Origin of the sequence: Vitiosangium sp. GDMCC 1.1324 (assembly GCF_003044305.1) — a bacterium.
GTDB lineage: Bacteria > Myxococcota > Myxococcia > Myxococcales > Myxococcaceae > Archangium.
Genome location: NZ_PZOX01000024.1, coordinates 1 through 14,979, shown reverse-complemented (window position 1 = coordinate 14,979; position 14,979 = coordinate 1). Strand labels below are relative to the sequence as shown.

The following is a 14,979-nucleotide window of genomic DNA, read 5'->3' as shown; positions in this document are numbered from 1 at the left end:
GGAGTGTGCCGCACGCTTCCGCGACCGCTTGCAGGATCAGGCAAGAATCCGCCGGGAACAGGCTACCGGTCTCTCCCTCCCCGCTTCTAGATAGTGCTCAATCCCAGCGCCCACGGGCCGCGGGAGTTCTGGGGCGCTCATCGAGGAGAGAAAGAATGTCTGGAATTGAAGGAAAGGTCGTCGCCATCACCGGGGCAAGCAGTGGTATTGGCGAGGCGACTGCCCGCCTGCTGGCTAGGCGCGGCGCGCATGTCGTCCTGGGCGCCCGGCGCACCGACAAACTCGAAGTGCTCACGGGGGCCATCCGCGCCGAGGGCGGCTCGGCCCGATACCGGCCACTGGATGTGACCCGTCGGGAGGACATGGAGGCGTTCATCGACTTCGCGCGTGGCGCGTTGGGCCGCGTGGATGTGATCATCAACAACGCGGGGGTCATGCCGTTGTCCATGCTGGAGGCTTTGAAGGTCGACGAGTGGAACCGGATGATCGACGTGAACATCCGGGGGGTGCTGCATGGCATCGCCGCTGGATTGCCCGTGATGAAGCAGCAGGGAGGTGGGCAGTTCATCAACGTCTCGTCCATCGGTGGCCATAGGGTGTCGCCCACGGCGGCCGTGTACTGCGCGACCAAGTTCGCGGTCATGGCCATCTCCGAAGGGCTTCGCCAGGAGGTCGGTGGCGATATCCGGGTGACGGTGATCTCTCCGGGTGTCACCGAGTCGGAGCTCGCCGAGAGCATCTCCGACCCCACGGCACGGGAGGCGATGAAGGAGTACCGGCGGATCTCCATTCCCGCAGACGCCGTGGCCCGGGCCATCCTGTTCGCGATCGAGCAGCCCGCCGACGTCGACACCAGCGAGATCATCGTGCGTCCGACCGCCAGCCCCCACTGATTGCAATGACCGTGTCACTCACGACATGCCATTTCGACAGACTGACAAAGGAAGACCCGGTGCCCGACATGGACCGGTGCCCGACATGGAATTGAATTAGGGGGGCGGGAGTCCACCCAGAGGATCAAGTAACTGGAAGACAAGGAGGTGCTTGCCGCTCTCATATCTTGCCTGATCCTGCAAGCTGACGCACGGGGGCATGCGGCGCGCTCCGATTGGGCGGAACAGGTACTGCCGGGCTGCTGATGCGATGGACTGATAGATGGGCTTGTTGGGTAGACAGGCCATGGGGATGAACTGGAGTTTCCCAATACACCAGAGATGTCCTCCTGCGTAAGCGAGACTTCAAGGCGAATAGCGTTGAATCTACCCCAGTTCAGAACTCGCTCCAATCACGATCCGCATGCGCATAAGGCAGTCATCTATCGAAGGATGGCGTCAAGCCTTACCTGTGGAGCCAGCGCTCCCTCTGCTGCCCGCTTCAGGCGCTCCTCTCTCTGTCCGAGGCCGCCATACCCAACTCAGCGTGCTTCGGGTGGTTTCTACAATGGCGCGGTACCGCCTTTCTTCAATAGCTTCGCTGCCACACGGAACAGGTCTGGCATGTCGAGGCGTCCGTCCGGACGGCGGAACATAACTCCAATCCGTTCGAGAGCTGCGTACAGTCCTTGCTCGTCCGCATCAGTTTTCTTGGGAAACGGCGACAGATATCCATCACGTTGAGCGCTCTTGATCGATAGACTAACGGTTTGTGCACGCCTCCATACTTCGAACACCTCATCCTCTTCTTGTGGCAAAAGAAGGCCCGCCAACGGCGCCAGCACGCCTTTGATCCAGGGAAATTCCTGATGAAGCTGATCAACGCGCATCTTTGATGCCGCCCGCAGCCCATGTCGAATACCATCAGGCGAAATCACGAAGTCCGTTGGATGCTCTTCAAAGTTCGCAGCGCCGATGGCGAGGCTGAGGAAGCTTCTTGGGGTGACTTCATCGAAGGCGTCGCCGAGGTGCGTGAGTGGCCAGTCGTAGGTATTTCCTTTCTTATGTGCATGTGGCCCCGCTGCCATGTAGGGGCCGGCAAGCGCAGCCATCAGTCTGCGCTGGCTCTTCTCGTCATGAGCGAGCACCCATTGCCGCGCGCGGATCTGTTCGGGTGTCGCCGTACGGAGGTTCAGAGACGCAAGCAAACGTCCGAACGGTTCTGCCGCTTCGCTCATTGCAAGGCGCGCAAAAAGCAGACCGTATAGGTCCGTGCCGCTCCACGTGAGCCGAACCGCGCCGGTGCGTAGCTTCGGCAACTCGACGAAACGCAGAGCCTCGTCTTCGAGTTGGTCAGGGCGCAGGAAGAGCTTCGGACGGACTGCACGCCACGCCCGCATCGCCCACACGACCTCAAGAAGCGTCTGCGTCAACATTCGTCGCCGTGGCCACGATGATGCGACGGTGTCGAGCGCGTCATACACGATAATAAGTGTCGAGTCGCTAGCCTGCAGTTCTCGGGCGCGTACCGATAGCAGGGTTTCGCGCTGCTCGATATCAGCGGCGACCGCGACGAGCTTCTTCAAGCTTTGAGGTTTTCGGCCCGAAGAGAGTTCCATCGCACGCAGTATGGTCGCCCACCAAAAGATGCGTGCCTCTTGTTCTCCCCCGTTTTCTGATACGCACTCGTCAAGCTTTTCCTTATCGACCCCCTCAGGTCCCGGCAGTCCGGTGTATCCGAATTGCACTTCGATGCGATCAAGCCCTAAGCGAGGGTATGCCTTGGCAGCTGCTGCGCGCAGTGTGGCATTGCCTAGCACTCCCGTCCAAAAACTCTTCCCGGTGCCACGAGTCCCCTGAATGATGGTCGCGGCTGGGTCGAGCGCAGCCGAGTGGGCTCCAGGTGCGTACAGATCGTCCAGCCCTGGGGCCTGGACTCCGTGAGCATCGCTCGACACGTCGGCAGGCCACGATGCCAGCGCGGAGCGGAGTTCAATGATATCGTTGGTTGTCACAGTCATACGGGTTCCGCAAGCGTTGGAAAGACTGCTTCCTCAACGCGATCAACTAGCGCGCCGAATGTGCTTCGGTAGAGGGTCTCGGTAAGCAGATCACGCCTCTGAAGAGGATCAAATCGGTCGAAGCGATCATCGCGCAGGACGGGAATGGGCTGTTTCAGTGACCACTCATCAGGCAAGACATCTTTGTCTTCTATCTGCTCGTCCCAGGGGACGTCGCTAAAGCCGTCCGGCAGTGGTACCTCGATCGGTGTCGTCCTCTCGTTTGGTATCGGGCCATGCCGAGCCACCATTGCTTGCCATTGTTGGACGAATTCCGCACGCGCTGCGGCATCGGCAGGTGCTTTGGCGTGAACCGGGTTGAGCCGGTCAACCCACTCGGGCACAGGTCCTTGGAACGGTACGAGTCGAGAGAGGTGTGCGAGCAATGCAGCGTACCCTTGGAAGGTCTGTGCCTCGTGTAAGCCGAACAGGAAGATCTCGGCACCAAGACCCAGGATTGCTGAAGCAGTCGTTTCGTGCAGCCCCGCTCGAGCGTCAACAAGGATGGCATCGTAGCGCTTCGGGTCGGCAAACCCATCAATTAAGGTGCGGACCTGATCCAGGATGGTCGCGACTGTTCCGTCCGCTCGGATGTCTTCCGCATAGGCACGCGCGAGTTTGCTCAGCACGTCGGCTGGTTGCGCGAGCGAGCGTCGACCGAACGCGGGGATGACATCGATTCGCCCACCTTGAGCGGCTAGGGCTGAAGGGCCGACCATGTCGACGAAGAAATCGTTGCCGAGCTCTTGAAGATTGTTCTCGACCAGCGCATCGATCACTCCAAACTCTGGCACGGTTTCCGGCGTGAGCAGGAAGGCACCAAGTCCCGGCGCCTCAAGGTCCAAGTCGACCGCTAACACTCGTCCCCCACGTGAGGCGAGATGTGCCGCCACGACAGATAGAGCAGTGGAGCGTCCAACACCGCCTTTCAGGCTCGCAAAGACGAAGCGAGGGGGTGCTAGGACTACCTCGGCGGGTGAGCGCAGCCAGTCCGCGCCCACAAGCCGACGGTCCACCAGTTGTACCTTGCGTTGGCCCACGCGGCACTGCAATTTCGCAGGGTCCGCTAAAATGGCTGCAGCACCGATCTCGGATGGCGTTGCGAAAACGCGGTCGGGGCGGGCATAAACACCTAGTGTCTCTTTCAGCCGGGCAGTAATGCGTCGAGCAGTTGCCGTGTCGAGAGCAGCTCCAGTGAAAAAAGACAGCCGTCCGGAGGCGTCGCGCAGGACCACTCCGGCCGCAAGTGCATCATCACCCAGTTCGGCAGCGACAGTCTCGACCAATCGGGGCAAACTGTCGTCGAAGAAGACTTTCGTGCTCTCTGGCATCGTCATCCATCCATGCTGGTGACGGCTCGCGCCGCCTGCTCAGCCCATCGATCTACCGGCTTGGTTCTGACTTCAGCCGTGGGAGCGTAGCGTATTCCGATGGCCCATTCGTTCATGAAGTCGGGGGGCTCGATGAGGCGTCGGAGCGGCTGCGCTCGACGGCCCGAGAGCACGTCAAGCAGGAGGGTTCGTAGTAAGGGGAAATGCGCGTAGAACACGTCGTCCCGGCGTGCTTCCGGAATGTTCTGTGCCATAGCCTTCAAGGCGCACTCGGCGGCGAGACCGAATAGGTATGCTGCGACATGGCGATGTCCGTTCTCGGCCAACTGCTGGGCTGCCTCTAGCTGTCGTCGGGCTGCTGCCGGTAGGTCTGCTGTGTAGGACATCGCGCTCTCCTATGCCGACACCCTATCTAGCAGACGTGTGGGAGAAACAGCACGTAGTTCGTACATAGGGAAGGAGAGGACCGCCACCGTCGGGCGAAGCGGGACCGTTGACATCCTGCGAGTGCTGCTGCGTGGCCCCGATCTGCGCACTCGCCCCTGGGCCACAAGTGGGCCGGGGAAACAGCGATTTGGTTCTTTGAGGCATCCTGGTAGGTTGTGCCGCGCCATGCGAATGCTCCTACGTTTCCGGTCAACCCTCCTCCTGGTCCCGTGGCATCCCTGGGTCCGCGAGCCCATCGAGTGGGCCCTCATCCTCTCGGAGCATCCAAGAGCAGAGGCGTCCAAGGTGTGTACGTCAGGGGTCGTGTCTCCACTGTCTTGCGCCTCGAGAAACCCTGCGATCCCGAGCGGACGAAGATGCTCGGCTGGGAGGGGCGTTCGAGCCCGTGCTGTGTGCAGGCAACTCGGTGTTGCTATATCCCCTCCGCGACCTCACGCTAGGTGACTCTCATGGACGGGACGGAAATCCCATTCATCGTGACATCTCATCAGCAGGTTTATGGTGACCGCGAGGTCGACCAGCAGGTGAATGGGCTTGCCCGGTTACGTGGACAGTGGGGTTATGCTGCCAACTTCTACGGTAAGGCCGCAAGCTCAAGATCTACTGGACTGACGTAGCCCAGCGAAGAGTGCCGCCGCTGCCTATTGTAGAAGACCTCTATGTTCTCGAAGACAGCCAGCCAAGCCTGTTCGTGCGTGGCGAAGTCGGTGGTGTAGACGAACTCTAACTTCAAGCTGCTGAAGAAGCTCTCAACCACGGCGTTGTCCCAGCAGTTGCCCCTGCGCGACATGCTGCATTGAATCCCGCGAGAGGCCAGCGCCTGCCGGTAGTCGGTGCTGGCGTACTGACTGCCCCGGTCCGAGTAGTGCTGCAGCCCCCGTGGTGGCTGGCGTCCCTTGAGAGCCATGTCCAGCGCGTTGAGCACCAGGTGCCTGTCGATGTGCTCGCTCATGGATCAGCCCACCACCTTCTTGCGTGAGAAGAGGTCCATGACGACGGACAGGTAGAGCCAGCCCTACCTCGTCCCCACGTAGGTTATGTCCGTGGCCCATGTGCAGTTGGGCTGGCCGGGGGAGACGTCGCGCTTGAGGAGATTGGGAGCCACGGGCTAGTTGTGGCGTGAGTCCGTCGTGCGCACGAAGCGACGTCTCTTGCGAGCAGCCAAGCCCTGCTGGCTCATCAGGCGGGCCTCGCGCTTGCGACTCACGCGCTGCCCGCGGGCACGCAGCTCCGCGTGGACGCGCGGGCTGCCGTACTTGCCGCGGCTCTCCTGGTGCACTGACGTCACGACCTCGGCCAGGGCCCGGTCCGCCTTGTCTCGCTCGGACTCCGGACGCTCCCTCCACTCGTAGTAGCCCGAACGCGACACGCCCAGTTGCTGGCACATGATGTCCACGAGGAAATGGGCCCTCTCCGCCTCGATGAACTCGAATTTCACCTCGAGGTCTCCTTCGCGAAGAAGGCCGCCGCTTTTTTTAGAAAGCTGCGCTCCATCTCCAGATGACGCACCTCCTTGCGCAGCCGCAGCAACTCCTCCCGCTCGGCCGTGGAGAGCGCGCCTGCCGGGCTCTTGTCATTGCCTCCGTCGGCCTCATGCACCCAGTTGCGCAGGGCCGATTCGGTCAGGTCCAGGTTCTTGGCCACCTGGGGCAGGCTCTTGCTGCCCTCGCGCACCAGCCGGACCGCCTCGGACCTGAACTCCGGGGTGAAACTCCGCCTTTTCCTTCGCTCCATGAACACTACCTCCCGTGTAGCCGGCTTATGAGGTGTGTCCACAAAATCCGGGGCAGGCGCAGGTACTCGCGGCCCATTGTGTAGACAGCGGTGACACGGTCCCCATCTGCGCGATGGCCCGCCTTGGAGATGGTCAGCTCAGGAATCGGCCCGAGTCAAAGCCTGGGACCGCCATCCTCGAGTTCTCCATCGCGGACGCCTTCATCGTCGATTCGTTCCGGTGCGCGCACTTCACCCCTCGGGCGCCTCCACCGTGACTTCCAGCGTGAACTCCCTCGACAGCACCCGGTCCAGGTCATCCACCTCGTAGGCCGTCAGCGGCGTGCGCGAGGACACCACCAGCCAGCGCGTCCCCGGCGCCGCCCTCATCGCCAGCGTGTTCCCGGACAGTCTCCGCACCTCCGCTGGCGAGGGTTGTGGCCCCGCGGGCGCTGCCGGCGCCGGTGGCAGTGCCAGCCGCCCCGGTACGTTCGCCTGCCTCGTGTGCAGCTCCACCATGTCCCGCTTCTGCTCGGGGATGCTCGATGGGGGCTTGGGTGCTGGCGGAGGCAGGTGCACCTCCTCGCGGCGCGGCGCGTACGTGGGTGACAGCCGCTCCAGTGCTCGCGCTATCTCCGTGTCCCTCGGGTCCAGCTCGAGCGCTACCTTCAACGCAGCCCTCGCCCTCGCCTCGCACCCCAGCTGCAGCAACAGCTCCGCCGCCGTCCGGTACGAGGTGATCGCCTTCTTCCTGTCCCCCGCTCGTCTCCACGCCTCCGCGTGGCGCACGTACAGATGCGGATCCCTCGGCTCCAGCTCCAGCAGCTTGCCGTACGTGCGCGCGCACTCGGCGAACTTCCGCCGTGCATACAGGTCCAACGCTTCTTCTTTCAGCTCCCTCACCCCCATCTCCACCCCCACCACCGCCCCGAGTACCACTTTCGCCAGACCTGTCCCCGCATGGACAAGCATGGGGTGTGCCGCGGAGTGGCGTGGGCCCGCTCGTTCCCCGGTCGGACCCGCAGTCTCAACCTCGTCACTTCCCGTGTCCTCCGCCTCGCACCTCGAGAGGCGGACCTCTGCCCACACGTGGAATTCTCCTTCCTCCCCGCTCAACCCGCCTTCCCAGACCCTGTAAGAAAGGACGAGAGCCCCGTTCCAGTCTGTAATCCCGCCAGGGTCCCCTTCATGCCTCCTCCGTCCTCGCTCGCCAGCGTGTTCGCTTCTCATCTGCGGCCCTCGGCTCGTGCCTACGCGGAGCTGCCCTCGCTGGAGGCGGTGCTCGCGGAGCTGCTCGCGTCGGCTCGCGCGGCCTGGCCCCGGGTACGGCTCGACGAGGCCGTCTTCCTGCGCCACCTCGCCGAGCGACTCCCTCCGAGCGAGGAGCCCGAGCGCTCCCTGCGCGCCGTCCCCGCCGCGGACCTGTTCCTCGCCTGTGCCTGTCTGCACGGGGATGCCGCCGCCCACGCCGCGTTGGAATCGCACTTCTTCCCGAAGGTGGCCGCCGCCGTCGCTCGCGTGCACCCGGGCGCCGATACCGCCGCCGAGGTGTGCCAGGTGTTGCGCGAGAAGCTCCTCACCTCCGAGCCGGGCCGTCCTCCCCGCATGGCCGAGTACCAGGGCCAGGGGCCGCTCGCCGCGTGGTTGCGCGCCGCCGCCGTTCGCACCGCCCTCAACCTGCGCCGCACCGCCTCGCGGCAGGCCCGCGCCGAGGAGGAGGCCCTCGCCGACGCCACCGTCCCTGGCTCTCACCCCGAGCTGGAGCACCTGCGCCAGCGCCACCGGGCCGACTTCCAGGCCGCGCTCGCCGAGGCACTCTCGGCCCTGCCCTCGCGCGAGCGCACCGTGCTGCGCCTCCACCTCGTCGAGGGGCTGAGCCTGGAGCGCATCGGCACCATGTACCGCACCCACAAGTCCACCGTCTCCCGGTGGCTCGCCCGCGCCCGCGATGAGGTGCTCGCGGGCACCCGCGCCCGGCTCGCCGAGCGTCTCCACCTGTCCGAGGGCGAGCTGTACAGCCTCTTGCGCGACGTGCCCCACCAGCTCGACCAGAGCCTCTCCGCGCTCCTTGCCAGCTCCCGTTGAGCGGGGGGCCGAGAATTATTTTCGCGCCGCCGTGCAACACCGCGCCGCCACCGGTGTCACCCGGGCAGAAGGTCGAAAAAGGGAGACACCCATGCACGTGAAGAAGCTTGTCGGAGTGGTCGCGGTCCTGGCGGTGACGGTGTTCGGCACGGAGGCGCGCTCGGAGCAGGCGCCCGCTCCGGCCCAGGGCCAGGCCGCTCCGGCCCATGATGAAACGCTCACCCTGAACAAGGGCGAGGTGCGCATCCTGGATGCCAAGGACATCACCCGTGTCGCGCTGGGCAGCCAGGAGTTCGCCGACGTCGCCACGGGCGGCGATGGCTCGGAGAAGGTGCTCCGCGTCACCGGCGTCAAGAAGGGGGAGACGACGCTGCTGGTGTGGACGAAGGACGGGAAGCGCAAGTCGTACCGGCTCGTCATCCAGGGCTGACGCTGCCAGGTCCTCCAACCAGGTCAGGGCCTGATGAGCCCTGGCGGGGCCGGTCGGAGTGCCAGTGCGCCCCTCCAGCGACGAACGAGCACGTGAGGGGGGCGTGGGACACCCGGAGCTCAAGCGGCTGGTTCGAGCGCGAGTGGCTGTGCAAACCACGCCTCCGCGCTGCTCATGCTTCGTCGAAGCGCTCCATCTTCACTTCCTGAAGGTCGTGGAACGACCGGCCCACGAACGCCTCCAGCGCGGCCATCTGATGATCGAACGGGTGGATTTCTTTCGTCGGTTCGCCCGGGAGCGGCGTGCCCTCGTCGTCGGACATGCCATTCCCCCGGCTGCGGAAGCGGACCCGCTCGCCGTTCCGAAAGAGCGAGAACATGTAGGTGCCGCTCGAGTCGTCGAACGAGAACACGAACACCGGGCCGTGCTTGCGAGAGCACGCCTGGAAACCACCGGTGTAGCTGTCCTGATCGAGCCCGATGAACCTGCCGATCACGACGGTCTTTTTTCCGACCATGCCCACCGCGTACTGGTCGAACGAAGCGCCCAGCAAGTCACCGAACTCGAGCGGTGCATCCCCCAGGTTGACGGAAACCTCGAGCTCCTGCAGCGCGACCGCACCCGCTTCTTGCAAGCGCTTCACCCTCAGCTCGTCAGCCGTTTCGTTGCCGGTGATGAAGATCCGAAAGGCCTCATCGAGGAGCTCATCGACGACGGTGTGAAAGTCAAAATCAATGATGGCGCCGCCAAAGCTCATTCCCACGTTGCATCTCCTCCGCGATTTCGGACGCCGACGGCTTGTCGGCTCGTCAATTCAATCAGACGGGCGGCGACTGGCGCACCAGATTCACCGTCAGGCGCCGCTCCAAGGCCTGGCTTCGAGCAGTGAGGGCACTTGACTCCATGCGTGGCCCTGTCACGGCTCCTCGTGCGCATCGGGCTCCGGCTCCCACCCGTCCCGGCCCCTGGCACCGTGAATGATTTGCATTATCTCGTGGCGTATTTTCACGGGTTTGATGGGGGTCCACCGGGGACGGATTCGCCGGACGAGGTCTTCTCCCCGGCCCACGTCCACCACTTCTCGGTGGGCGACTCTTTCATGGTCCCTGTACCGGCTTCAACCGAGGTCCGGATTTGTGTCTGTGTGCCTGGCATCCCCTGGGGCTACTTTGAGAGGAACAGTTCATGTTCAGAACAGGCGAGAAGGAAAGAAAGATCTCCAGCAAGAACATGCGACCAGAAGAACTCGACAAATACTACGGGCCCTCGCCCTCGAGCAGTGCCGCGAGGAACAGCGCATAGGTGAGCTCGGCGACGGGCCGCTTCTCGCGGCGGGCCTGGATGCGCAGCGCCTTGGGCAACGAGCACGACTTGCCGCGCTCGCCATCGCGCATCCGCACATAGCCCCGCTCAGAGAACCCGAGCACCTGCCAGCCCCGCTCCCGGAGCGCCTGACTGAGGTCGTCGGTGAGCTGGTGGTGAATAGCCTTGGCCAGGGGCAACAGGCCGAAGATCTCGCTCGACCAGCCGCCTGCCTCCTCGCGCCAGCCCCGCGCACGCAGGTAGTTCGCCTTGCGCGTGAGCGAGAGCCCTCCGACGTGGCGCTCAAGCTTCACGGGGCTCCACGGGTCAGCGGACCGTCGAAGCTTTGCCCCTCGCAGTCGGCATAGACATGATCGCCGACGAAGGTCAGCGAGAGTTGGATCCGCCGCGATTCGAAGCCGGAGAGCGCGCGCAGCAGCTCGGCATCAATCGCGGCGAGCTCGGCCTTCGCCACGCGCGTCGCCTTGGCTTCGCGCGCCTCGGAGAGGAACGCCTCGAGCCGCTGGGGGGACTCGAACAGCACCGACACCTTCGCGTGCGGGTTTTGATCGACCGCGCGCTGGACCTTCAGCGGGTCCGCCTTGCCAACGCGCACCCAGCGAGTGACCAGGCCGGTGTAGTCGCGGCACTCGAGGTCTGGCGCATCGGGTTCGCCCAGGCCCTTACCGAAGGTGAGCCGCTCCTCCCAAAGCCAACAGAACGCGAGTACCCGCAGCCAGACGCGCTGCATGGTCTCGGACGGGTGGCGCGCAACCTTGATGCTCAGCTGAGGCTGGTCGATGGAACGATCGACGTGGCTCAAGGCGATCTGGAAGTCGTACAGCGTCGGAGCGAGGGCCATCGGAGAGGTTCTAGCAAGTCCTCGGAAAGACTTGGAGGCGGGTCGGTTCACCCGTCCAGGCGAGGCCTGCCTACCTGTTGCTTGGGTCCCGCGTGACACCCGCTCTGCCGCCACTCAGTTCGGGTTCTTTGACCACCGTTTTGGGTGAGTTCTTTGACACCGTCTCGGGGAATCCCAAGGCCCGGCTTCGAGCCGTTCAAGCTGCCTTGTGCCAATCCGCCGCCGCCAGCCTACCCGGTGTCACCTGCGTCGGAGCCCTCGTCGACCGCGTCAGAATGTCGCTGTCATCGGATCGGGACCGATGCGACCATTCGCGTTATCGAGCTTCGCGATCTGCGCCAGGTCTTCTGCATCGAGTCTGAAGCCGAAGACATTGAAGTTCTCCTGGAGGCGGGTGGGCGTCACCGATTTCGGGATGACGACCAGGCCGCTGTCGATGTGCCAGCGGATCACCACCTGCGCCGGCGTGCGCTCGTGCCTGGCGGCGATCTGGCCGATCACCGGATCGGACAGCAGCTGGCCCTGGCCGAGCGGGCTCCAGGATTGGGTGACGATGTTGCGCTTGGCATGGGCCTCGCTCAGCGCCTTCTGCTGGAAGCGCGGATGCAGTTCGATCTGGTTCAGCACCGGGACGATGCCGGTCTCGCCAATGATGCGGTCGAGATGCTCGGCGGTGAAATTCGAGACGCCGATGGACCTGGCGCGGCCCTCTTCCTTCAGGCGCTTCAGCGCCTTCCAGCTCTCGACGTAGAGGCCCTTGCGCGGCGCCGGCCAGTGGATCAGGTAGAGATCGACGTAATCGAGGCCGAGGCGCTTCAGGCTCTGGTCGAAGGCCGTGAGCGCACTGTCGCCGCCCTGCGCATTGTTCCACAGCTTGGTGGTGACGAAGACCTCCTCGCGCTTCACGCCGGAGGCGCGCAGGCCCTCGCCGACGCCTTTCTCGTTGTCGTAGATCGCGGCCGTGTCGACATGGCGGTAGCCGGCCTCGAGCGCGGTGCGCACGGCAAGTGCCGCCTGCTCGTTGGAGGCCTGCCAGACGCCGAGCCCGACCTGCGGGATGGAACGGCCGTCATTGAGTTGGATGGAAGTCTGGGTGGACATGGGGAACTCCTCTTTGGCTCGTGAGGCCCCGAGAGGGTGTCAAAGAACTCCCCGAGAGGGAATCAAAGAACGAGAGAGAGGTGACCCGGCACGACACGAGGAGGAACAAAGGGCCCTGGCTCCAGTGAGTGTCAACGTCGTTGTCGCGAGAGGTTGACTCGAGTGGTCGGTCCGCCAGCGGATTCCCGAGGGGCTCCGATATCACGCAGAGTGCACCACGAGGCAGGCTTGGACTCGGAAAAGAGCTGATGACATGCACCCTCTCATCGCGGCTGGCGTTTTCTACATCCTCAGCGGTCTTCTGTTCCCCGTGACGCTGCTCGGCTACGTCATCTGGACTGGCAGCCTCATCGTCCGGCGCGGATCGGGCGTATCGACAACAGCGCAAGGACCGCTGTCCGCACGCTGGGTCGAGCACCTCCTGGGGACCAGGAAGGACGAGGGGGCGGATCTGCTGATGCGGGTACTGCCCGGCGTGCCATCCCTGGGCCCGCGCCTCACGGCCGGCCCCATGCTGTTCGCCCACCGGCTGACGGGCTACGTGCCCAGGGCTTTCCGATACCCCTTCGAGGGCGAGGTGCCCCCACGGTACCAGGCCTCTGCCCGGATCTCGTTCTTCGACGCCGCCGTGGACCGATACCTCGCGGACATCAGCCAGTTCGTCATTCTGGGGGCGGGTTTCGACACGCGCGCATTCAGGCTCCCGGAGGACGGGGCGATCCGCGTCTTCGAGGTCGACACACCGAAAACACAGGCGCTCAAGCGGGAGATGGTGAAGACGGCGGGCCTCGACTCGGCCCGGGTCACGTTTGTCTCAGCGGACTTCGAGAAGGAGGACTGGCTCGAGCGGCTCGTGGACGCGGGTTTTGACATCGGCAAACCGGCGCTCTTCCTGTGGGAGGGAGTGCTCATCTACCTGGAGAAGCAAGCCGTCGAGGACACCCTGCGCAAGATCGCCAGCACGGCCAGGGGCAGCGTTGTCGCGTTTGACTACTTCACGACCGAGTCGCTCGAATCGCGGGCGTTCTATTGGCGTCTGGCGAGAGCGGGGACCAGGGCCAGCGGAGAGCCGCTGAAATTCGGCATCGATAGCCGTCCGCCGGTGAGCGAGCGCCTTACCGGGTTGCTCCTGTCCTGTGGACTCTCACTCGGAGAGCACCAGGTTCTCGGGCAGGAGACGGAAGGGAAGCGCGCATGGGGCGGCTTCGCCATCGCGGTGGTGAAGTAGGGGGAGTCACGCCATCCGCTTCGAGGTGTAGCGCGGGCCGCCTCGAGCAGCTCCCGCTGGCGGCCCGCGCCTCCACCTCGCCTATCGATTATTTGATATACACTTGAGCCCTTGTCCTCACCTCCCCAAGGCTTGTGGGCCGCACATCGACCTTGAAGCCCCTGCCCGACAAGGTGTCCTCAGTGGTCAGGAAGTTGAAGATGGTCGGACCGGGCCCCTCCTCGCCTCGGGCCCTGGGGTATTGTGCGTTGCCATGGCAACCCATGCATCCCCCCATCACCACCTGGTTGGAAGTCGCGGGCAATCCCCGCACTTGCAGGATGTTCGGCGTTTCGCGCTCGTTTATCAATTGATTGGCCGCTGCGCCGCGAGTGCCAGGATCCGAGACCGCGCCTTTGAACAACTGGATACCAGGCTGGCTGCTTTCGATCACAGTGTTTGCCAGGTAGAAGTCCTCGGTGAGCGGATTGAGCTTACCCGGGATGGAGCCCGCGGTGGGGCTGTCCTCATTCACGGGGAGAATCTGCACTCCCGCGAGACGATAATATTTCCACACCGAATTATTGAACGCGGGCGCGCTGGCCATGGCTGCACTGACTTCATTGTTGGCAGTCGTGACGGCGTTTGTCACTGCATGTGATACCCCGACCTTGATCGGGCCTGCAAAGCCGGAAGGAAAGTTGAATGACCCGGAAATGATCGGATAGCCGTGGGCTGCGTCCACCGCGCCTTCCAGGGGCAGCGCAAATGACTGGAGGTGGCCGGTCCCCGTATTGACAATGGCATGCGGATTTTTGACGGCCTGCGGAGTCTTGATGGATTGCCTGTAATTCATTGTGTCATAGAGGGTGATGACATACAGGCCGGTGTCTTCAGCATCTTGCGGGCTGGAAGCGTTGTCATCCTTCTGCAAGTTATCCACATGCTCGAAGGTGGTATAAATAAAGGCAGGGTAGTTTTTCGTCTTGCGCAGAATGTGCAGACCGACCAGACCGAAAGTGCCCACCCGCGGCTCGGGACTGCTCACACCCGGTCCAGCATGGTTCGTACCCTTGACGTAGAACAGGGCCTCGGCTGTGTGGTAGCGACCCGATTTGATCAAATCATCAGACAGCTCCCGCCAGGCCGCCTTGACTTCTATGGATTCATCGCCACTCAGCGCATTGGCGGGCACATCAGGGCTCCCCGCATTGGGAGGAAATTCAATGCGTTTGGGGAGGGCATTGGGGGTATAGTTGGAGCCCAAGGTGTTCCGGATGTAATCATACTCCGCCTGATTCACCTTGGCCTCGAACAATATCATGTGATCGTCATATGGGTTGGCTGACGGCGTGTTGCCGTTTTTGGGGAAGAAGATCTGGTTTTGGCCGATCTGCGTGGTTTCGTCGAGATTGTTGAACCGGGACTTTGCTGGGTCGACCCTGAGGCATCCCCTCATAAAAGGCCAAAGGCTTCACGGAAAACGAGCTGCTCGTAGACGAGTTGGGCGAAGCGTTCAATGAGAGGGCGCAACCGGGTTTCGGGCATGTTGGGAAGAGCCTGGTAATA

Annotated in this window: 13 protein-coding genes and 1 pseudogene; 4 read left to right on the top strand and 10 right to left on the bottom strand. The window is 63.4% G+C overall.

The window, feature by feature from the left end; all coding sequences use genetic code 11:
* Positions 1-155 precede the first annotated feature (155 nt).
* On the top strand, positions 156-893 hold the full coding sequence (locus DAT35_RS45865; RefSeq protein WP_108075680.1) for an SDR family oxidoreductase: 738 nt from the start codon (positions 156-158) through the stop codon (positions 891-893).
* Positions 894-1,435: 542 nt separating this feature from the next.
* On the opposite strand, the gene DAT35_RS45860 is transcribed toward DAT35_RS45865, so the two are convergent.
* From DAT35_RS45860 to DAT35_RS45830, 5 genes and pseudogenes are all read right to left on the bottom strand, one after another.
* Positions 1,436-2,893 carry a hypothetical protein gene (locus tag DAT35_RS45860; protein ID WP_108075679.1) on the bottom strand — a complete coding sequence of 486 codons (1,458 nt, stop codon included), beginning with the start codon at positions 2,891-2,893 and terminating at the stop codon, positions 1,436-1,438.
* Positions 2,890-4,269: a KGGVGR-motif variant AAA ATPase gene (locus DAT35_RS45855; RefSeq protein ID WP_108075678.1), complete on the bottom strand. Its 1,380-nt coding sequence runs from the start codon at positions 4,267-4,269 to the stop codon at positions 2,890-2,892. Before DAT35_RS45855 ends, DAT35_RS45860 begins: the two co-directional genes overlap by 4 nt.
* Positions 4,266-4,649 (bottom strand): HEPN domain-containing protein, encoded by a 384-nt coding sequence (locus tag DAT35_RS45850; protein WP_108075677.1) that lies wholly within the window; start codon positions 4,647-4,649, stop codon positions 4,266-4,268. Before DAT35_RS45850 ends, DAT35_RS45855 begins: the two co-directional genes overlap by 4 nt.
* Before the next feature lie 635 nt (positions 4,650-5,284).
* A pseudogene (locus tag DAT35_RS45840) lies at positions 5,285-6,444 on the bottom strand (IS3 family transposase).
* A 231-nt stretch (positions 6,445-6,675) separates the two neighbouring features.
* Positions 6,676-7,332, bottom strand: coding sequence for a lipopolysaccharide assembly protein LapB (locus tag DAT35_RS45830; RefSeq protein WP_108075850.1), 657 nt, complete (start codon positions 7,330-7,332; stop codon positions 6,676-6,678).
* A 279-nt stretch (positions 7,333-7,611) separates the two neighbouring features.
* Between DAT35_RS45830 and DAT35_RS45825 the strand changes: the two genes are divergently transcribed.
* Both DAT35_RS45825 and DAT35_RS45820 read left to right on the top strand, forming a co-directional pair.
* The gene (locus DAT35_RS45825; RefSeq protein WP_108075674.1) at positions 7,612-8,508 is read left to right on the top strand and encodes a sigma-70 family RNA polymerase sigma factor; all 897 of its coding nucleotides are present in this window, start codon (positions 7,612-7,614) and stop codon (positions 8,506-8,508) included.
* 97 nt (positions 8,509-8,605) lie between these two features.
* Positions 8,606-8,938 carry a pilus assembly protein N-terminal domain-containing protein gene (locus DAT35_RS45820; protein WP_158502148.1) on the top strand — a complete coding sequence of 111 codons (333 nt, stop codon included), beginning with the start codon at positions 8,606-8,608 and terminating at the stop codon, positions 8,936-8,938.
* Positions 8,939-9,110: 172 nt separating this feature from the next.
* On the opposite strand, the gene DAT35_RS45815 is transcribed toward DAT35_RS45820, so the two are convergent.
* From DAT35_RS45815 to DAT35_RS45800, 4 genes are all read right to left on the bottom strand, one after another.
* On the bottom strand, positions 9,111-9,701 hold the full coding sequence (locus tag DAT35_RS45815; RefSeq protein ID WP_146210143.1) for a hypothetical protein: 591 nt from the start codon (positions 9,699-9,701) through the stop codon (positions 9,111-9,113).
* 493 nt (positions 9,702-10,194) lie between these two features.
* Complete coding sequence (locus DAT35_RS45810; RefSeq protein WP_108075671.1) at positions 10,195-10,554, bottom strand: hypothetical protein; 360 nt, start codon at positions 10,552-10,554, stop codon at positions 10,195-10,197.
* Positions 10,551-11,102, bottom strand: a complete 552-nt coding sequence (locus DAT35_RS45805) for a YaeQ family protein (RefSeq protein ID WP_108075670.1) — start codon at positions 11,100-11,102, stop codon at positions 10,551-10,553. Before DAT35_RS45805 ends, DAT35_RS45810 begins: the two co-directional genes overlap by 4 nt.
* A gap of 270 nt (positions 11,103-11,372) precedes the next feature.
* On the bottom strand, positions 11,373-12,203 hold the full coding sequence (locus tag DAT35_RS45800) for an aldo/keto reductase (RefSeq protein WP_108075669.1): 831 nt from the start codon (positions 12,201-12,203) through the stop codon (positions 11,373-11,375).
* A 253-nt stretch (positions 12,204-12,456) separates the two neighbouring features.
* On the opposite strand from DAT35_RS45800, the gene DAT35_RS45795 reads away from it, so the two are divergent.
* Positions 12,457-13,431: an SAM-dependent methyltransferase gene (locus DAT35_RS45795; RefSeq protein WP_108075668.1), complete on the top strand. Its 975-nt coding sequence runs from the start codon at positions 12,457-12,459 to the stop codon at positions 13,429-13,431.
* Between the two features lie 88 nt (positions 13,432-13,519).
* Here the strand turns inward: DAT35_RS45795 and DAT35_RS45790 are convergent, their stop codons facing one another.
* Positions 13,520-14,869 carry a hypothetical protein gene (locus DAT35_RS45790; RefSeq protein WP_233262102.1) on the bottom strand — a complete coding sequence of 450 codons (1,350 nt, stop codon included), beginning with the start codon at positions 14,867-14,869 and terminating at the stop codon, positions 13,520-13,522.
* Positions 14,870-14,979: the final 110 nt, after the last annotated feature.

Bases quoted from the DNA above. Each gene is read 5' to 3' on its own strand.
- DAT35_RS45865 (WP_108075680.1), top strand. From the start codon at position 156: ATGTCTGGAATTGAAGGAAAGGTCGTCGCCATCACCGGGGCAAGCAGT.
- DAT35_RS45860 (WP_108075679.1), bottom strand. From the start codon at position 2,893: ATGACTGTGACAACCAACGATATCATTGAACTCCGCTCCGCGCTGGCA.
- DAT35_RS45855 (WP_108075678.1), bottom strand. From the start codon at position 4,269: ATGACGATGCCAGAGAGCACGAAAGTCTTCTTCGACGACAGTTTGCCC.
- DAT35_RS45850 (WP_108075677.1), bottom strand. From the start codon at position 4,649: ATGTCCTACACAGCAGACCTACCGGCAGCAGCCCGACGACAGCTAGAG.
- DAT35_RS45830 (WP_108075850.1), bottom strand. From the start codon at position 7,332: ATGGGGGTGAGGGAGCTGAAAGAAGAAGCGTTGGACCTGTATGCACGG.
- DAT35_RS45825 (WP_108075674.1), top strand. From the start codon at position 7,612: ATGCCTCCTCCGTCCTCGCTCGCCAGCGTGTTCGCTTCTCATCTGCGG.
- DAT35_RS45805 (WP_108075670.1), bottom strand. From the start codon at position 11,102: ATGGCCCTCGCTCCGACGCTGTACGACTTCCAGATCGCCTTGAGCCAC.
- DAT35_RS45800 (WP_108075669.1), bottom strand. From the start codon at position 12,203: ATGTCCACCCAGACTTCCATCCAACTCAATGACGGCCGTTCCATCCCG.
- DAT35_RS45795 (WP_108075668.1), top strand. From the start codon at position 12,457: ATGCACCCTCTCATCGCGGCTGGCGTTTTCTACATCCTCAGCGGTCTT.
- DAT35_RS45790 (WP_233262102.1), bottom strand. From the start codon at position 14,869: ATGAGGGGATGCCTCAGGGTCGACCCAGCAAAGTCCCGGTTCAACAAT.